Annotated in this window: 17 protein-coding genes and 1 pseudogene; 3 read left to right on the top strand and 15 right to left on the bottom strand. The window is 62.1% G+C overall.

Translation table 11 applies throughout. From position 1 onward, the window contains the following. Nucleotides 1-119: 119 nt before the first annotated feature. From H663_RS41790 to H663_RS40390, 3 genes are all read right to left on the bottom strand, one after another. On the bottom strand, nt 120-281 hold the full coding sequence (locus tag H663_RS41790; RefSeq protein WP_165803972.1) for a hypothetical protein: 162 nt from the start codon (nt 279-281) through the stop codon (nt 120-122). 124 nt (nt 282-405) lie between these two features. After that, on the bottom strand, nt 406-903 hold the full coding sequence (locus H663_RS40385) for a helix-turn-helix domain-containing protein (RefSeq protein ID WP_205872766.1): 498 nt from the start codon (nt 901-903) through the stop codon (nt 406-408). 2 nt (nt 904-905) lie between these two features. Continuing rightward, on the bottom strand, nt 906-1,244 hold the full coding sequence (locus H663_RS40390) for a DUF4258 domain-containing protein (protein ID WP_165803973.1): 339 nt from the start codon (nt 1,242-1,244) through the stop codon (nt 906-908). A gap of 133 nt (nt 1,245-1,377) precedes the next feature. On the opposite strand from H663_RS40390, the gene H663_RS41795 reads away from it, so the two are divergent. Beyond that, the gene (locus H663_RS41795; RefSeq protein WP_165803974.1) at nt 1,378-1,527 is read left to right on the top strand and encodes a hypothetical protein; all 150 of its coding nucleotides are present in this window, start codon (nt 1,378-1,380) and stop codon (nt 1,525-1,527) included. Nucleotides 1,528-2,180: 653 nt separating this feature from the next. Here H663_RS41795 and H663_RS40405 read toward each other — a convergent pair. Further along, complete coding sequence (locus H663_RS40405) at nt 2,181-3,395, bottom strand: tyrosine-type recombinase/integrase (RefSeq protein WP_053172188.1); 1,215 nt, start codon at nt 3,393-3,395, stop codon at nt 2,181-2,183. 880 nt (nt 3,396-4,275) lie between these two features. Here H663_RS40405 and H663_RS41435 point away from each other — a divergent pair. Further along, complete coding sequence (locus tag H663_RS41435) at nt 4,276-4,524, top strand: hypothetical protein (RefSeq protein ID WP_133240088.1); 249 nt, start codon at nt 4,276-4,278, stop codon at nt 4,522-4,524. Between the two features lie 896 nt (nt 4,525-5,420). Here H663_RS41435 and H663_RS40410 read toward each other — a convergent pair. The 10 genes and pseudogenes from H663_RS40410 to H663_RS40450 all read right to left on the bottom strand — a co-directional run bounded on the left by H663_RS40410 (nt 5,421) and on the right by H663_RS40450 (nt 11,924). Continuing rightward, nucleotides 5,421-8,516 carry a DUF927 domain-containing protein gene (locus H663_RS40410; RefSeq protein ID WP_053172054.1) on the bottom strand — a complete coding sequence of 1,032 codons (3,096 nt, stop codon included), beginning with the start codon at nt 8,514-8,516 and terminating at the stop codon, nt 5,421-5,423. Beyond that, nucleotides 8,513-8,797, bottom strand: a complete 285-nt coding sequence (locus tag H663_RS40415) for a helix-turn-helix domain-containing protein (RefSeq protein ID WP_053172053.1) — start codon at nt 8,795-8,797, stop codon at nt 8,513-8,515. The genes H663_RS40410 and H663_RS40415 overlap by 4 nt, the downstream gene beginning before the upstream one ends. Nucleotides 8,798-8,801: 4 nt before the next feature. Then, a complete protein-coding gene (locus tag H663_RS41800; RefSeq protein ID WP_165803975.1) occupies nt 8,802-8,975 on the bottom strand; it encodes a hypothetical protein in 174 nt (57 codons plus the stop codon). Between the two features lie 4 nt (nt 8,976-8,979). After that, complete coding sequence (locus tag H663_RS40420) at nt 8,980-9,234, bottom strand: hypothetical protein (protein WP_053172050.1); 255 nt, start codon at nt 9,232-9,234, stop codon at nt 8,980-8,982. Then, nucleotides 9,231-9,575, bottom strand: coding sequence for a single-stranded DNA-binding protein (locus H663_RS40425; protein WP_053172048.1), 345 nt, complete (start codon nt 9,573-9,575; stop codon nt 9,231-9,233). The genes H663_RS40420 and H663_RS40425 overlap by 4 nt, the downstream gene beginning before the upstream one ends. Then, on the bottom strand, nt 9,572-9,823 hold the full coding sequence (locus H663_RS40430) for a helix-turn-helix transcriptional regulator (RefSeq protein ID WP_083451142.1): 252 nt from the start codon (nt 9,821-9,823) through the stop codon (nt 9,572-9,574). The genes H663_RS40425 and H663_RS40430 overlap by 4 nt, the downstream gene beginning before the upstream one ends. A gap of 83 nt (nt 9,824-9,906) precedes the next feature. Beyond that, on the bottom strand, nt 9,907-10,674 hold the full coding sequence (locus tag H663_RS40435; protein WP_053172046.1) for a hypothetical protein: 768 nt from the start codon (nt 10,672-10,674) through the stop codon (nt 9,907-9,909). Next, nucleotides 10,674-11,033, bottom strand: a pseudogene (locus tag H663_RS42335) (JAB domain-containing protein); the annotation flags it as partial. The pseudogene H663_RS42335 and the gene H663_RS40435, both read right to left, overlap by 1 nt. A 288-nt stretch (nt 11,034-11,321) precedes the next feature. Beyond that, nucleotides 11,322-11,627 carry a hypothetical protein gene (locus H663_RS40445; RefSeq protein ID WP_053172040.1) on the bottom strand — a complete coding sequence of 102 codons (306 nt, stop codon included), beginning with the start codon at nt 11,625-11,627 and terminating at the stop codon, nt 11,322-11,324. A 3-nt stretch (nt 11,628-11,630) separates the two neighbouring features. Next, complete coding sequence (locus H663_RS40450) at nt 11,631-11,924, bottom strand: hypothetical protein (RefSeq protein ID WP_053172038.1); 294 nt, start codon at nt 11,922-11,924, stop codon at nt 11,631-11,633. A 378-nt stretch (nt 11,925-12,302) separates the two neighbouring features. Between H663_RS40450 and H663_RS41440 the strand changes: the two genes are divergently transcribed. Beyond that, nucleotides 12,303-12,581 (top strand): hypothetical protein, encoded by a 279-nt coding sequence (locus tag H663_RS41440; protein ID WP_133240089.1) that lies wholly within the window; start codon nt 12,303-12,305, stop codon nt 12,579-12,581. Between the two features lie 110 nt (nt 12,582-12,691). Here H663_RS41440 and H663_RS41805 read toward each other — a convergent pair. Next, the coding region (locus tag H663_RS41805; protein WP_165803976.1) for a hypothetical protein at nt 12,692-12,874 on the bottom strand (183 nt) is incomplete at its 5' end.

The following is a 12,874-nucleotide window of genomic DNA, read 5'->3' on the forward strand; positions in this document are numbered from 1 at the left end:
GCTGCCTGATCCTTGGCCGTGGGCGGGCCTGTGCCTGCCCTTGCCGCCCTGCCCGTGCAGCAGCGCCAGCAAGCGAACAGCCCGGGCATCGCTGGCGCAGGGCACCGGGCCGCACTCGATCACGCCACCGGGCGGGCCGTGGCCACCAGCAGCCGCACCAGGTCAACACCGCAGCGCCCGCCTGATCCGGGGCCGTGGGCGGGCTTGTGCCTGCCCTTGCCGCCCTGCCCGTGTAGCAGCAGCAGCAAGCGAACAGCCCGGCCATCGCTGGCGCAGGGCATCGGGCCTGACTGGATCACGCCACCGGGCAGGCCATGGCCACCAGCTCAGACGCAAGCAACAACCACAGACGGACAAAAACCGCCCGTGGGCGGTTTGTTGCAGGGCTTGCCGTGGGTGCAGGGGTCAGGCTGCAAGGGGGGCGCGTTTGGCCCGTGGCGTGGTGCGTGTGGTGGTTCGTGCAGGTTTGGCCGTGGCCTCTGTGCTGGCCTGCCAGCCTTTGGCCGTCTCGCTCAGGGTCACGGTGAATCGTTCGGATTCATTCAAGGCCGTGACGATGTTTTTGACCTGTTCGTGTCCGTTGGTGTGGGCCGTGTAGAACAGGCGAATCATGGCGTCTGCCATTTTGGGCACCCGCCCGGTTTTCTCCCACAGGGCTACAGCTTGGCCGCTCACACCCAGCATTTGCCCCAGGCTGGGCTGGGACAACATCAGGCCGTTTCGCAGGTAACGGAATTCGGCCCCGGTCAGCTTGGATGGTTTCTTGGTCAGGGCCGTGCAAATGGTTTGCGTCAAGCCTTCCAGGTCATCAATCGCCACCGCTTGGCCATAGGGTGTTTTTTGCACCCGGTAGCCGTTGACAAGCCGCACGTTTTGCAAGCCCCCGTCTGTGTAGTGGTACATGGTCATTCTCCAATCAGTAACGCAGTGACAACAATTCCAGCCCCGGCGCTGGCGTCTTCCAGCGCCAGCACTACCCCGATATTTCGCCCCGTAATAGCCCGCTCCATGCGGCACAGGGTGTGCCCTGTTTTGATATCCGGCTCAGGTTCACGCCTTATCACGCCTCGTTGCAAAACCTCCAGCACTTGCAGCCGTGTGATGTGTCGCTCACGCATCCGGGCCAGTGCGTGGCGTGTGAAAAACACGCTGCCACTTTCAACAGCCAAATGCCGTATCAGTGTCTCCCATTGGTTTTTTGTTGGTTTGCGTGACATATAAAAATTATAGGTCAATAGGGCCATGTGAACGGCTGGGCATGACAGGCAAGGTCTTTGCATTGCCCATATGGCCGGGCAGTGCTCAGGCGGGCAAACAAAACGCGGGCTTTGCTGGCGCTGGGCACCGTGGGCGCTGGATCACCCAGCAGGGCAGGCGATGCCCACCAGCGAACCGCACCAGGTGAACACCAGCAAGCAACCCGCCCGGCCATCGCTGGCGCAGGGCACCGGCTGCCCTCGATCACGCCACCGGGCAGTCCGTGGGCACCAGAAAGCGCACCAGGTCAACACCACAGCGCCCGACTGATCCGGGCCGTGGGGGGCCTTTGCCTGCCCTTGCCACCGCTCCGGACAACAGCGCCCGCACGGCCACCGCTGGCGCAGGGCACCGGGCCGCACTCGATCACGCCACCGGGCAGGCCGTGGCCACCAGCGAACCGCACCAGTTCAGCAGTTCAGCAGTTCAGCAGTTCAGCAGTTCAGCAGGCCATCAGGCCGGACAGCAGCGCCGCCAAAGGTGGGGCCATGGGGGAACCCTTTTCGCGGCCATTTCCGGGGCGGTCTATTGCAGGCCGGGGCCGTGCAGCATTGGGCACCAGGCAAAGGGCACCGGGGCGGGAATCAATCGAGCCACCAGCGGCAGCAAGGGCGAAGGGCACCACACAGGGCAAGGCATGGGGCAAAAACGAACGATTGAAGGGGATGAATGTATATGTATGAGTGATTTTTTTCACATACTGATATTGTCCCCGCACTGTCCCCGCTTTGTCCCCGTTTTGTCCCCGCACCTCAAACGGCTGCAAACCCGCATGAATCCTGAATTCTTGCAATTTGTCCCCGCTGTCCCCGCACTTTTGGAAATTAGCAGCCGCCAAAAATGTAAAACACCCCGCCCGGGCACAAAAAAACCGCCTCGGTGGGCGGTTTTTGCTGGCGCTGGACATCAGGGCCGGGGCTGCATCACGCCGCCCTGTGCGCTTCCAGGTCGATCACTTCGGCCCCCTTTTCCTTTTGGTCCAGGTAGTCAGCCCACCATTGCAGCAGGTTGGCGCGGTCTTTCATGTAGGTGGATCGGTGGTAAACGCCCCGCACCTGATCACGCTCCTTGTGGGCTAACTGGCGCTCGATCACATCGCGCAGGGTTCGATCATGTTCATTCGTCACGGTCGAAAACAGCGCCCGGAACCCGTGCGCCGTGGCCGTGTTTTTGTAGCCCATGCGGGCCAATGCTGAATTGAACGTGTTTTCACTCAGTGGCTTTGAGGGGTAGAAGGGCGAAGGGAAAACCAATTCCCTGTCACCGCTGATCGGGCGCATTGTTTCCAGCACTTGCAGGGCTTGGCGTGACAGCGGAACCCTGTGCTCTTCGCGCATCTTCATTCGGTCGGCGGGGATGATCCAAAGGGCTTCGGCTGGGTGAAACTCGCTCCAACGTGCGCCGCGCACTTCACCCGGGCGGGTAGTGGTCAGCAGCAGCAGGCGCAGGGCTTGCACCGTGTTGGTGTCGCCTTCGTAGGCGTTCAACTTCACCAGGAACCCGGACAAGTCACGGTCAGACAGCGCGGCCCTGTGCTTCACTTCGCGGGGTTTAAGAATCTCACCGGGCATCAGGTCAAGCATGGGGTTAGCCTCTATGCGCTCATGGGTCACAGCCCATCGGTAAACCTGTTTGATCCGTTGCAGCACCCGGGCCGCTTGATCGCCAGCGCCCCGGGCCTCGATCTTTTGAACCGCCTTCATAACCTCGCTGGGGCGAATGCTGGCCAGCGGGCGGGCACCCAGCACGGGGAATATGTCGGTTTCAAGCGAAGCCAAAACCCGGGCCTTGGTTGCAGGCTCCCAGCGGGTTGACTGGTGCGCCATCCAGTCAGCGGCCACCGCCTGCAAGGTGTTGGCCGTTTCAAAGACGGTTTGCGCCTTCGCGGCCTTTTTGGTTTCGCCAGGATCGCCACCGGCTTGCAGCAGCTTGCGGGCCGCTTCAGCTTTTTCCCGGGCATCTTTGAGGCTTACAGCCGGGTACACCCCAAAGGCTAGGCGCTTTTCTTTGCCGCCGTGCCGGTACTTCATGCGCCAGTACTTGCCGCCCGCTGGGGTCAGTTCCAGGTAAAGCCCTGCACCGTCAGCATGTTTACCCGGCTGGGTCAGGGTCCGTAGCTTCGCATCGGTCATTTTCATGGGGGTATCCTTCGCAGTGTGGGGGCACATTTGGGGGCACATTTGACCACACTGAAAACGAAAGCTCCAATCCATGCGGGTTAGCGGTCTAAATTCGATGACTGTCGGGGGCACCAAACCTGCATCCGCACACGTTCAGCACGGTGCGGATTTTTTTATTTCCCCTCTGAAAACCCGTTTTCATTGTCCATTGTGGTTCGTTGAAGTGTGCCACCTTCCGGGGGCACATGGGGGCACATTTGGGGGCACATTTTCCGAAAGTGGGGGCACATTTCAAATGCACCCCAAGCAAGGCCCAGCGAATGGCACAGCCGGGGGCACATCGGGCAGTCGGTGGGGGCACATGCCCGGCCCGTGGGGGCACATCGGGCGGTCAGTGGGGGCACATGCCCGGCCCGTGGGGGCACATTGGGCAGTCGGTGGGGGCACATGTCCTGCCCGTGGGGGCACATCGGGCGGTCAGTGGGGGCACATGCCCGGCCCGGCTTGCAACACATCGCCAGGTGAAGGGCTGGCCACCGTGGGCACTGGATCACCGCACCGGGCAGGCCGTGGCCACCAGCAGCCGCACCAGGTCAACACCACAGCGCCCGCCCTGATCCGTGCCGGACTGGATCGCGTGGGCGTGGCCCTTGACCCCTCCCCCCTGTCCATTTCGCGGTTTTGCGAACGAAGGGAACCGACCGGTTTAGGCGCTTGTGACCTCAGAGTTTTTGGCCCCCCCTCCCCCTTGGGGTCTACCCTGTTAAAGCCCAAAAAATTCGTTAAAAAATCCGCGCGTGGGGAACCGTGCGGTTTCCGGGGCTGCAAGCTTCAAACATTTGACCCCCCCTCCCCATGGCCACCAGTGCAGGCAAGCCCATGCCAAACCGGGGAACAAATGGCGGGCGTTTCTGCTTTTTTGCTTCCCACCTTGTTTTTTTGTGCGGGGACAGCGGGGACAACGGGGACACCGCATAAACAGGGGCTTGCGGCTGTCCCCGCACTTTTTGAGCAGCGGGGACAGCGGGGACAAAAACAGGGTTATACACAGCAGAAAATTAGTTATCCCCTGATTTTGCTTAATAAACAGGCAACACAACACAGTCACAACAGCATCGGGCACCGCTTTAACTTGGATTTGAATTGAAGTCCGGTAACGTCCGGCTGAAGGCTTGCCGCCGTGGTCACTGGATCACCAAACCGGGCAGGCCGTGGCCACCCTCCGCACCAGGTCAACACCACAGCGCCGCCTGTGCCTGTGCCTGTGCCGTGCTCTTGCCCTCCTTTGCCACCACACCGGACAGCAGCGCCAGCAACAGCAGCAACCCGCCGGGCCATCTCTGGCGCAGGGCACGGGGCCGGGTTGGTGTGTGTAGCGTGGCCAATGGTGGGCTTCGGTATCTGCCTTGCATGGTGCAAGACCGTGCCCCAGCTTTGCAGCGCGAAGGGTGTTCCTGCCCGCCCCCCTATCGGCGGGCCACCAGTGCAGGCAAGCCCGGGCTTGCAACACAGCACCATGCGAAGGGCTGGGCACCGTGGGCACTGGATCACGCCACCGGCCCGGACAGCAGCGCCAGCAAGCAACCAGCCCGGGCATCGCTGGCGCAGGGCATCGGGCACCGGGCTGCACTCGATCACGCCACCGGGCAGGCCGTGGCCACCAGCAGCCGCACCAGGTCAACACCACAGCGCCCGCCTGATCCGGGGCCGTGCCCCTTGCCTGTACCCTTGCCAGCAAGCGAAACCGCCCGGCCATGGCTGGCGCAGGGCATCGGGCTGGGTTGGATCGTGCAGGCGTGGCCAATGGTGGGCTTCGGTATCTGCCTTGCATGGTGCAGGGTCCGTGCCCTCAGATTTGCAGCGCGAAGGGTGTTCTGCCCGCCCCCCCCTATCGGCGGGCCACCAGTGCAGGCAAGCCCAGGCTTGCAACACAGCACCATGCGAAGGGCTGGGCACGGTGGGCACTGGATCACGCCACCGGCCCGGACAGCAGCGCCAGCACAGGCCAGCAAAGGCCGGGCACCGTGGGCGCTGCAAACCGTCTCAAAGGTCCAGGGCAAAGATAGCGGGGCTGATCCGGTAGCAGCGGGAAAGCCCTATCCCAGGCAAACGGGGTTTGCAGTCGTAGCGGCCTTTGGCTTCGGGCATCAAACACGCATGGTCAGACAGCACACGGGCCACAGCGCCAAAGTCAAAGCCCCGGCAAACCTCAGCCTTGAAGACCTCAGCGTGAATGAAGTATTCGGTACTGACTGATTCGGCCATGGTTGACGCCATGCGCTCGCCGTATTCCCGTTGGTGTTCGGCATCGTTTTTGATCGGCTTGCCGTCCTCGCTCACCATGCGCCTGAACCCCGCCCGGTTCAGCGTCTTGGCTGCATGGTCATCCCCTGCCCTGTGCCACCATGTGAACCGGCCTTCACCGTGCGATTCAAGGAAGGCCCGCACTTGTCGCAGCATGGCGGTTACTTCACCGTCACCCGCCCCACCCCGTGAAGCCATCCAAGCGTTAAAGCAGGTGATCGCGGCCTGTTCGCTCTCGCCTTCGTCCCAGCCCGTCAGACCCGCCTTTGTGGCCATCTCGCCCGCTGCACCTACCAGGGCAAAGCGCAGGCCCACACGATGAACCTGCCCGCCCCCCGCCTCAGGAATCATGCGGGCTTGCAGTGCCTGCATACGTTGGCGAAGTTCGGCCTTCAGTGTGTGGGCGTTGTCGGTCAACCATTGCAACCAGGCGCGGCCCGGGCCACCGTAGCAGCGGCCCGCCTGTTCAACGATGTGGCGTGAAAACGCAGGCCCGCCGCCCTCTATACCGTGCGTGGTTTCCAACATGCCGCAACCAGCGCCAGCATCAGCGGGAATGTCTGCCATGCGCACTTCTTGCCCTGTTCGCGCCCGCTTCATGCCTTCGGCCATGTGATCGGCCAAACCCAATTCACCAGCAGACAAAAACAGCAGCCGCCATGACAGCCGGGGACGTGGTGCGCCGTTGCGGGTTGCCCGTGCCTTGCTCGATTCGTTGGCCAGCATATAGGCGCACTCGCCCGCCGTTTTAGGGTCTACCTGTGCCAGCTCATCCAGCACCAACAGCGAGTCACAGTGCTGGGCTGCAATCGCTTCCAGGGCATTGTCAGTAGTGCGCCAGCGTTGCAGGTAGTTGGGGCCACCGTTCACGCTTGCTGCCACCTTCAGGGCCGTGGTCTTGCCGGTAGACGATCCACCCCGAAAGTGAAAGCCACCCGATTCAACGCCACCAGGGCGCAGCAAGGGGCCAGCGAAGGCGCAGGCCACAGCGAACACCAGGCGCGAATTACCCGCACACAGCGCCCCCACACGGTCACGCCATTGGTCAGCAGTGCCTTTGACTGAAAACGTGTTTTCCATCGCCTGTTCACTTTGAAACACGATGCGTTCGGCTTCATCACCAATGGTTTCACGGGGCAAGACAAAGGCCAGGCCGTGCCAGCCTATGCGGTCGGTGCAGGTGGTGAAGTCTTCAGGCTGGCGCGTTTGAATGTATTGGGTCAGCAGGTTTCGGGCGCGTGGGGATGTGCCAATCCTCAAACCTTGCGCCATCAGGTAGGCGCGGTATTCGCCACCGTCACCGGCCAACATGCGGGCAGGCATAGCCCATGTTTTGACGTGTCCCAATGGATCGGCAAAGCGCAAGTGATAACCCCAGCCGCCGCCGTCTTGGTCGCGGGTCAAGGCCAGCACGTCCAAACGGCTGCACAGCCATTCGGCCTTTGTGGGTTCGCCGTCCTTGTCCACACCGGCATAAAACACCCCGTCATCGGTCACGCTGAATCTGTCCCACTCGTTCGCAGGTTTGCCGCCCGTGTGGGCACCGCCGCCGCCGTGGTCATCGTGGCCACCATCGCCACCAGCCCCGGCCCCGCTTGAAGGCTTTTTCTTACGTGCTGGGGGCTTGGTCTTGCCGGGCGCGTTTGCGGGGCGCGTGGCCCCGTCTGGTGCGTCCTGTACGTCATCGGGGGCGTCATCCTGTGCGGCGAATGTTGCCAGTTCGTGATCGGTAATCGCAGACACCACACAGTCACGCACAGCGTCAAGGCCGTGGGCTTGATGCATGTCGTTGAAGTCGCTTTGATCCGCTGCCAGATCGGCCGGAAAAATGGCCACACCTTGCACAGCCACCGCCGCCGCCGTGGCTTTTATCTTGCCGGGGTTGCTGCCCGTCTTGGTGTACGTGGCTTGGTCATCGTCACCGCACAGCACCAGCAGTGCAGCGGGGTACATCTGGCGCAGGGCGTGTGCCACTTTGGCCAGGTTGCCCGCATCGAAGGCCACAGCGCAGGGGTAGCCCGTGGCCTCATGCAAACTTGCCGCCGTGGCGTAACCCTCAGCCACCAAAATGACCCGCACAGCCGCCGCATGATCGCGGTCGGTGGTGGTGGTGTCGCCGCTTGGTTCGCTGCCTTGATCGCCGCCATGTTCGCCCGGTTGATCGCCATCGCGGCCACCAGCGCCAGCCACAGCAGCCGGGGCAGGCACCGCCCCCAGCATGTGCCACAGGCCCGATTTGCGGCCATCCTTCAAAAATCGTTTTGTGCCCTCAGGCGTCACGCCTTGTAGGTTCCACAGCTTGCCCGCCGCATCGAACAGCGGAATCATCAAAGCGCCGTCCACCGCACCAAAGCGCAAGCCGTGGGACTTCACGCCTTTTCGCACCAGGTATGGGGATTCGCCTTGTTCGCTGCCCGCCTCCCATGCCTTCAAAGCAGCAGCAGCCGCCGTTTCGTGTCGCTGGCGCTGGGCTTCGGCTTCTCGGGCCTGTGCTTCGGCCTGATCGTGTTGCCGTTGGGCCAGCACTTCGGGCGAAGGCTTCGCCGCTGCCTGCCCGTCTTTGGGCAAGGTGTAGCCGTGTTGTTTGGCCAGGTGGATCAATGACCCCATGGTCACAGACCCGCCCGCCTTGAAAGACTTCCAGGCCGTTCGGCAATCGCTGGCCTTGAAGCCCGGGGCGGTTTCAGACCATTGCGCGAACAGGTCATAACCGCCTTCATCGGGGAATTCTGATTTGATCGCCATTCCTACCCGTGCCCATTCATCGCGGGGCAGATTTGCCGGGATATGCGCCAGGGCTTGCCGGGTGGTTTCGTGTGTGTGGTGGTGGGTCATTGGTTGAAGTTCAATTCACATTGCCGGTTGTCCGTAACGTCCAACACGTAAACGCCTACACGGTTCACGGAACCATCGGGGTTTGTGCGGTCGGTCTTGTTGGTTTTGATCGGGTGTCCGTGTCTCCGTAGCTCAGAAACACGCTTGCGGGGATCGGGCGCGTTGCAGTCGGTGGACAGTTGCGCCACCGTGGCCGGGCCGCTGGCCAGCCTGTGCAGGATCGCCAGGCGCTGGCCTTCAATGCCGTTGTAGCGGGGCGGGGTATTGGTGGGCTTGTCCATCACATCACCGCCGCATGGGCAAGCGCCGGGCGCTGGCGCTGGGTCTTGCCGTGGAACGGGTCAGCACCAGCTTTTGAAAGGCCGTGCCGCCCTGCCTGCCCTCGATCACGTCCAGACCATGCAAGCGCAGGCGCTGGGCTTGCAGGTCTTTGGTGTTGCTGGGAGTGTTGCTTTTCATGGCGTCAATCCAGTTCTTCGGCAAAGCTGGGCGGGGGCGCAAAGGCCGGGGCCAGTTCACACACCATGCCGGGCATCGACACAGCCAAAAGCTGGCCCGTCTTGGTGTCGGTCACGGTCAACACACCGTCACCAGACAGGGCCACAGATCGCGCCCCGTGTGTGGCGGTCAGTGGCGTGGATCGCATGGCATCAAAGCCCCAGCGAAGGCACTCCAAAGCCTCAGCGGTTCGCATTTTTTCGACTTGATCGGCGGTCATTGCTTGCCCTCGTTTTGCGCTTCATGCGCTTTGCGTTTGCGCCCCAGGTGGTAGGCGGTCATCACCGCATAAACCTGCACGTTCAGGCCGTGGCACTGGCCCTTTTGAGCGTCTGCCCATACAGATATCGAAGCCTCACCCGACACGGCAACAGAATCGCCATCGTCAAGGGCTTGCATCGCTGCAATGGCCTTTTGTGAAAAGCTGATACAGCTACACAACAGGCTCTCCCCATCCTTGCCCGCCGCTGCAATGCGCCAGGTCGCGAAGGTGTTGCCGTTGGTGGACTGGCGAACCGCCACAGCACCGCGAAGGCGTCCAGCAATCAGGGCGTCAATCATTTGCCGCCCCCTTGTGGTCTTGCCTCTGTGCGGCCTGCAATCCATGCTTCAACGTCAGCCAAGCGCCAGGCCACAGCGCGGGCACCAATGCGAACAGGGGCGGGAAAGGGATCGTCCTTGTTTGCCATGGCCGCATAAATGGCGCTTTTTTTCAGCCCGGTTTTTTCTTCCACACCATGCAGGCGTAAAAGCTTCATCGTCAGGGGGGGCGGGGTCAAAGCCGGGGCGCTTTGGTGGTTCGTTTTCATGTTGATCCTTTGAAGTGGTAGGGCGTCCGAAGTGGTGCGCTCTGGCCTGATCTTCTGAGGTGCAACGAGATTCACGGGGGGGCTTAAGGCTTCATTTGGGCCGTCTTAAGCCCCCCCTTTTTGTTCGGTTTTGGGTGTATAGCCGCTGGGGATTTTTTAATCATGTCCGAGGCCGCTTCTTTGTCTAGCGGGTTCTCCGGGTCATAAATTGCATTGGTCACATGGGCAAGTGAACCGGCCAATGTCTTGCCCGTGTGGTGTTTGGACAGGTAGGCCATGTGCCGTACAAAGCTCACAATTTCCACGTTGTCACCCCGGCCCCTTTGCCTTGCCACCAGTCGCAGCGGTTCGCGCTCACGGTGTTTTGCAAGCATCCCCAATGCCACCGACAAAACGCCGTGTACGCTGATCGGGTAGCCAATCCAATCATGTTCAGGGTTCATGCCGTGCCAGCCAATAGACAACTCAACAGGGGGTAGGCTGGGGTGATCTATGCCCATCTGTGCCGTGGCCTGATTCCTTGGTAGGGGGCTTTGCTCGATCTCGCTTTTTAGGTCGGTCAACAGCCGTTCAATCTTGTCCAGTTGGTTGCCGGTTTCGCCCGGGTTTTGGCGCACCGCCTCAAAATCAGCGTAGTCGAATGAGTTGTGAACCCAACTCAAAAACGTCAAGGGGTTGATATCCTGTTTTCGCAGTTCTCGCCAAACCCGGTACATGTCCGGGTCAGCCAATAAGCGCCTCGCCAGTTCGGCCCGCCTTGCACTGTGCGGGTTCGATGGTTCGCCAATGGCCACAATGTGGGCCTCTAGGACAGCCGCCGTAGGGTCTTGGTTTTTGGGCTTGGCGGTCATCACATCAACCCCATTTCAGCCATAGACAGCGCAGCAGCGCCGCCCACAATCACATGATCCAACACCCGCACGTCAACGACTGAAAGCGCATGTTTCAGCGTGGCGGTCAGGTGTTCATCGGCCCGGCTGGGCTGCACTGATCCGCTCGGATGGTTATGCACCAGGAAAACAGCCGCCGCCTCATGCCCCAGGGCCGCTAAAACCACTTCACGGGGGTAAACGCTCGTTTGTGAAAGCGTGCCCACAAACATCACTTCAAAGGCTATGACCCGGTTTTGACAGTCCATGAACATCACCCCAAACAGTTCGCGCCGTTCGTTGGCCAGGTGCAGGCGCAAATACTTTTGAACCGCATCGGGCGTGTGCATAGCCGCCCCAGGCTGGCGCAGGTAGCCGCCCAAAATGGTCAGGGCTGCATCAATCACAGCGCGTTCGTGATCGGGCATGGTGTAGCGGGCAGACAGCACCCCAGCCGCTTCACGATGCGCGGGCACAGCGCACCGGCCCGGGTCTTTGCGTGGGGCGCGTTGGCGGGGGCTGGGTGGTGTTGCAGTGGGCACCGCTTGCAGGGCGTCAATCAGGGCCGTGGGCGGGCGTTCTTTGGCCTTGCTGGCCCGGCGTGTGGTGGTGGTCTTGGTGGTCATGAATTACCCCTCTGACTTGGTGGAACCAACAGCAGCGCCGGGGATGTCTAAATTCATCCAGCGGTTCACGTCCAAGGGTTCAAACAGGCCGGGAATCACGGCATTGCCTGTGATCTCGTTGACCATGCCCATACGGGAAAGCAACACATGCAGCGTGTGTGCCAAGGCGTGGTTTTTGTTGGCGTCTGCCACGTCCGGCACTTCGTTTGTCTCTTGAAGGATGGTCAGCAATTTCAATGCGGTACTGATACCCGTAGCCATGTCGGTGAAGCCGCCGCCCACCAGGTCAAGGTCAATTGTTGCGGTCATGGCTTACCCCTCCAACGATGCAAACGCACGGGCACCAGCGCCAGCAGGTGCAGGCGTATGGACAGCCGTGTTCAGGCGGTTCAATGCGCCCAATGCCTGCACCGCTTTGCGGGTAGCGCCGGGGATGTTGCCCGCACTGGATCGCAGGTAATGCAGCGCCATGGACAGGGCGTTTTCTGCCTCTTGGTGCGCGGCCAATGTGGCCACGTTTTCGGCCGTAGTGCTGGCCAGGTCTTGCGGGGTGGTGGGTGTTGCCGTGCTGGGTCGGCGGGTCAGGTGTATGACGTTTTGTGTCATGGCTTCAGGCTCCTTATTGAGACTCTAAAACCACTCGCCACGTTTTCAAGCGCAGCGGGTGGACGGGATGTTGAAAACACGCAATAAGACGTGCGCCGGGCGTTGCCGCTTCGGCCATCCCGCCCAAAACCAAAGCCCCGCCGCCGTGGCGTGGGCATGTTCAGACGTGACAAAACCTCACTATCGGGGAGGTTGCGCCGCTTATTGAAAAGGTGTTTTCAAGCACCGGCCCCGGTCAGGGGTTGGGCGGATTATGGCACGGGGTAGGGCGTAGGTGTCAAGCGCATCAGGGCAGGCGAAGGCATCGCAGCAGGTGAAGGGCTGGCCATCGCTGGCGCAGGGCACCGGGGCGCACTCGATCACGTCACTGGGCAGACCGTGGCCACCAGCAACCGCACCAGGTCAACATCACACAGCGCCCGCCTGATCCGGGCCGGGGTCTTGCCCGCCCGTGCCCGTGGCTGGGGCCGTGCCTGTCCCTGTGCCCTTGCCTTGCCCGTGCCCGTGCCACCTTTGCCACCGCACCGCACAGCAGCGCCAGCAGGCAACCCGCCCGGCCATCGCTGGCGCAGGGCACCGGGCCTGACTCGATCACGCCACCGGGCAGGCCATGGCCAACAGCAGCCGCACCGTGTCAACACCACAGCGCCCGCATGATCCGGGGCCGTGGGCGGGCCTGTGCCTACCCGTGCCGCCCTGCCCATGCAGCAGCACCAGCAAGCAACCCGCCCGGCCATCGTTGGCGCAGGGCACCGGGCCTGACTCGATCACGCTACCGGGCAGGCCATGGCCACCAGCAGCCGCACCAGGTCAACACCACAGCGGCTGCCTGATCCTTGGCCGTGGGCGGGCCTGTGCCTGCCCTTGCCGCCCTGCCCGTGCAGCAGCGCCAGCAAGCGAACAGCCCGGGCATCGCTGGCGCAGGGCACCGGGCCGCACTCGATCACGCC

The sequence above is a fragment of the Limnohabitans planktonicus II-D5 genome, assembly GCF_001270065.2.
Classification (GTDB): Bacteria; Pseudomonadota; Gammaproteobacteria; order Burkholderiales; family Burkholderiaceae_C; genus Limnohabitans_A; species Limnohabitans_A planktonicus.

Coding starts and splice junctions, on each gene's coding strand:
- H663_RS41790 (WP_165803972.1), bottom strand. CDS start 281: ATGCCCTGCGCCAGCGATGGCCGGGCTGTTCGCTTGCTGCTGCTGCTA.
- H663_RS40385 (WP_205872766.1), bottom strand. CDS start 903: ATGTACCACTACACAGACGGGGGCTTGCAAAACGTGCGGCTTGTCAAC.
- H663_RS40390 (WP_165803973.1), bottom strand. CDS start 1,244: ATGGCCCTATTGACCTATAATTTTTATATGTCACGCAAACCAACAAAA.
- H663_RS41795 (WP_165803974.1), top strand. CDS start 1,378: ATGCCCACCAGCGAACCGCACCAGGTGAACACCAGCAAGCAACCCGCC.
- H663_RS40405 (WP_053172188.1), bottom strand. CDS start 3,395: ATGAAAATGACCGATGCGAAGCTACGGACCCTGACCCAGCCGGGTAAA.
- H663_RS41435 (WP_133240088.1), top strand. CDS start 4,276: ATGGCGGGCGTTTCTGCTTTTTTGCTTCCCACCTTGTTTTTTTGTGCG.
- H663_RS40410 (WP_053172054.1), bottom strand. CDS start 8,516: ATGACCCACCACCACACACACGAAACCACCCGGCAAGCCCTGGCGCAT.
- H663_RS40415 (WP_053172053.1), bottom strand. CDS start 8,797: ATGGACAAGCCCACCAATACCCCGCCCCGCTACAACGGCATTGAAGGC.
- H663_RS41800 (WP_165803975.1), bottom strand. CDS start 8,975: ATGAAAAGCAACACTCCCAGCAACACCAAAGACCTGCAAGCCCAGCGC.
- H663_RS40420 (WP_053172050.1), bottom strand. CDS start 9,234: ATGACCGCCGATCAAGTCGAAAAAATGCGAACCGCTGAGGCTTTGGAG.
- H663_RS40425 (WP_053172048.1), bottom strand. CDS start 9,575: ATGATTGACGCCCTGATTGCTGGACGCCTTCGCGGTGCTGTGGCGGTT.
- H663_RS40430 (WP_083451142.1), bottom strand. CDS start 9,823: ATGAAAACGAACCACCAAAGCGCCCCGGCTTTGACCCCGCCCCCCCTG.
- H663_RS40435 (WP_053172046.1), bottom strand. CDS start 10,674: ATGACCGCCAAGCCCAAAAACCAAGACCCTACGGCGGCTGTCCTAGAG.
- H663_RS40445 (WP_053172040.1), bottom strand. CDS start 11,627: ATGACCGCAACAATTGACCTTGACCTGGTGGGCGGCGGCTTCACCGAC.
- H663_RS40450 (WP_053172038.1), bottom strand. CDS start 11,924: ATGACACAAAACGTCATACACCTGACCCGCCGACCCAGCACGGCAACA.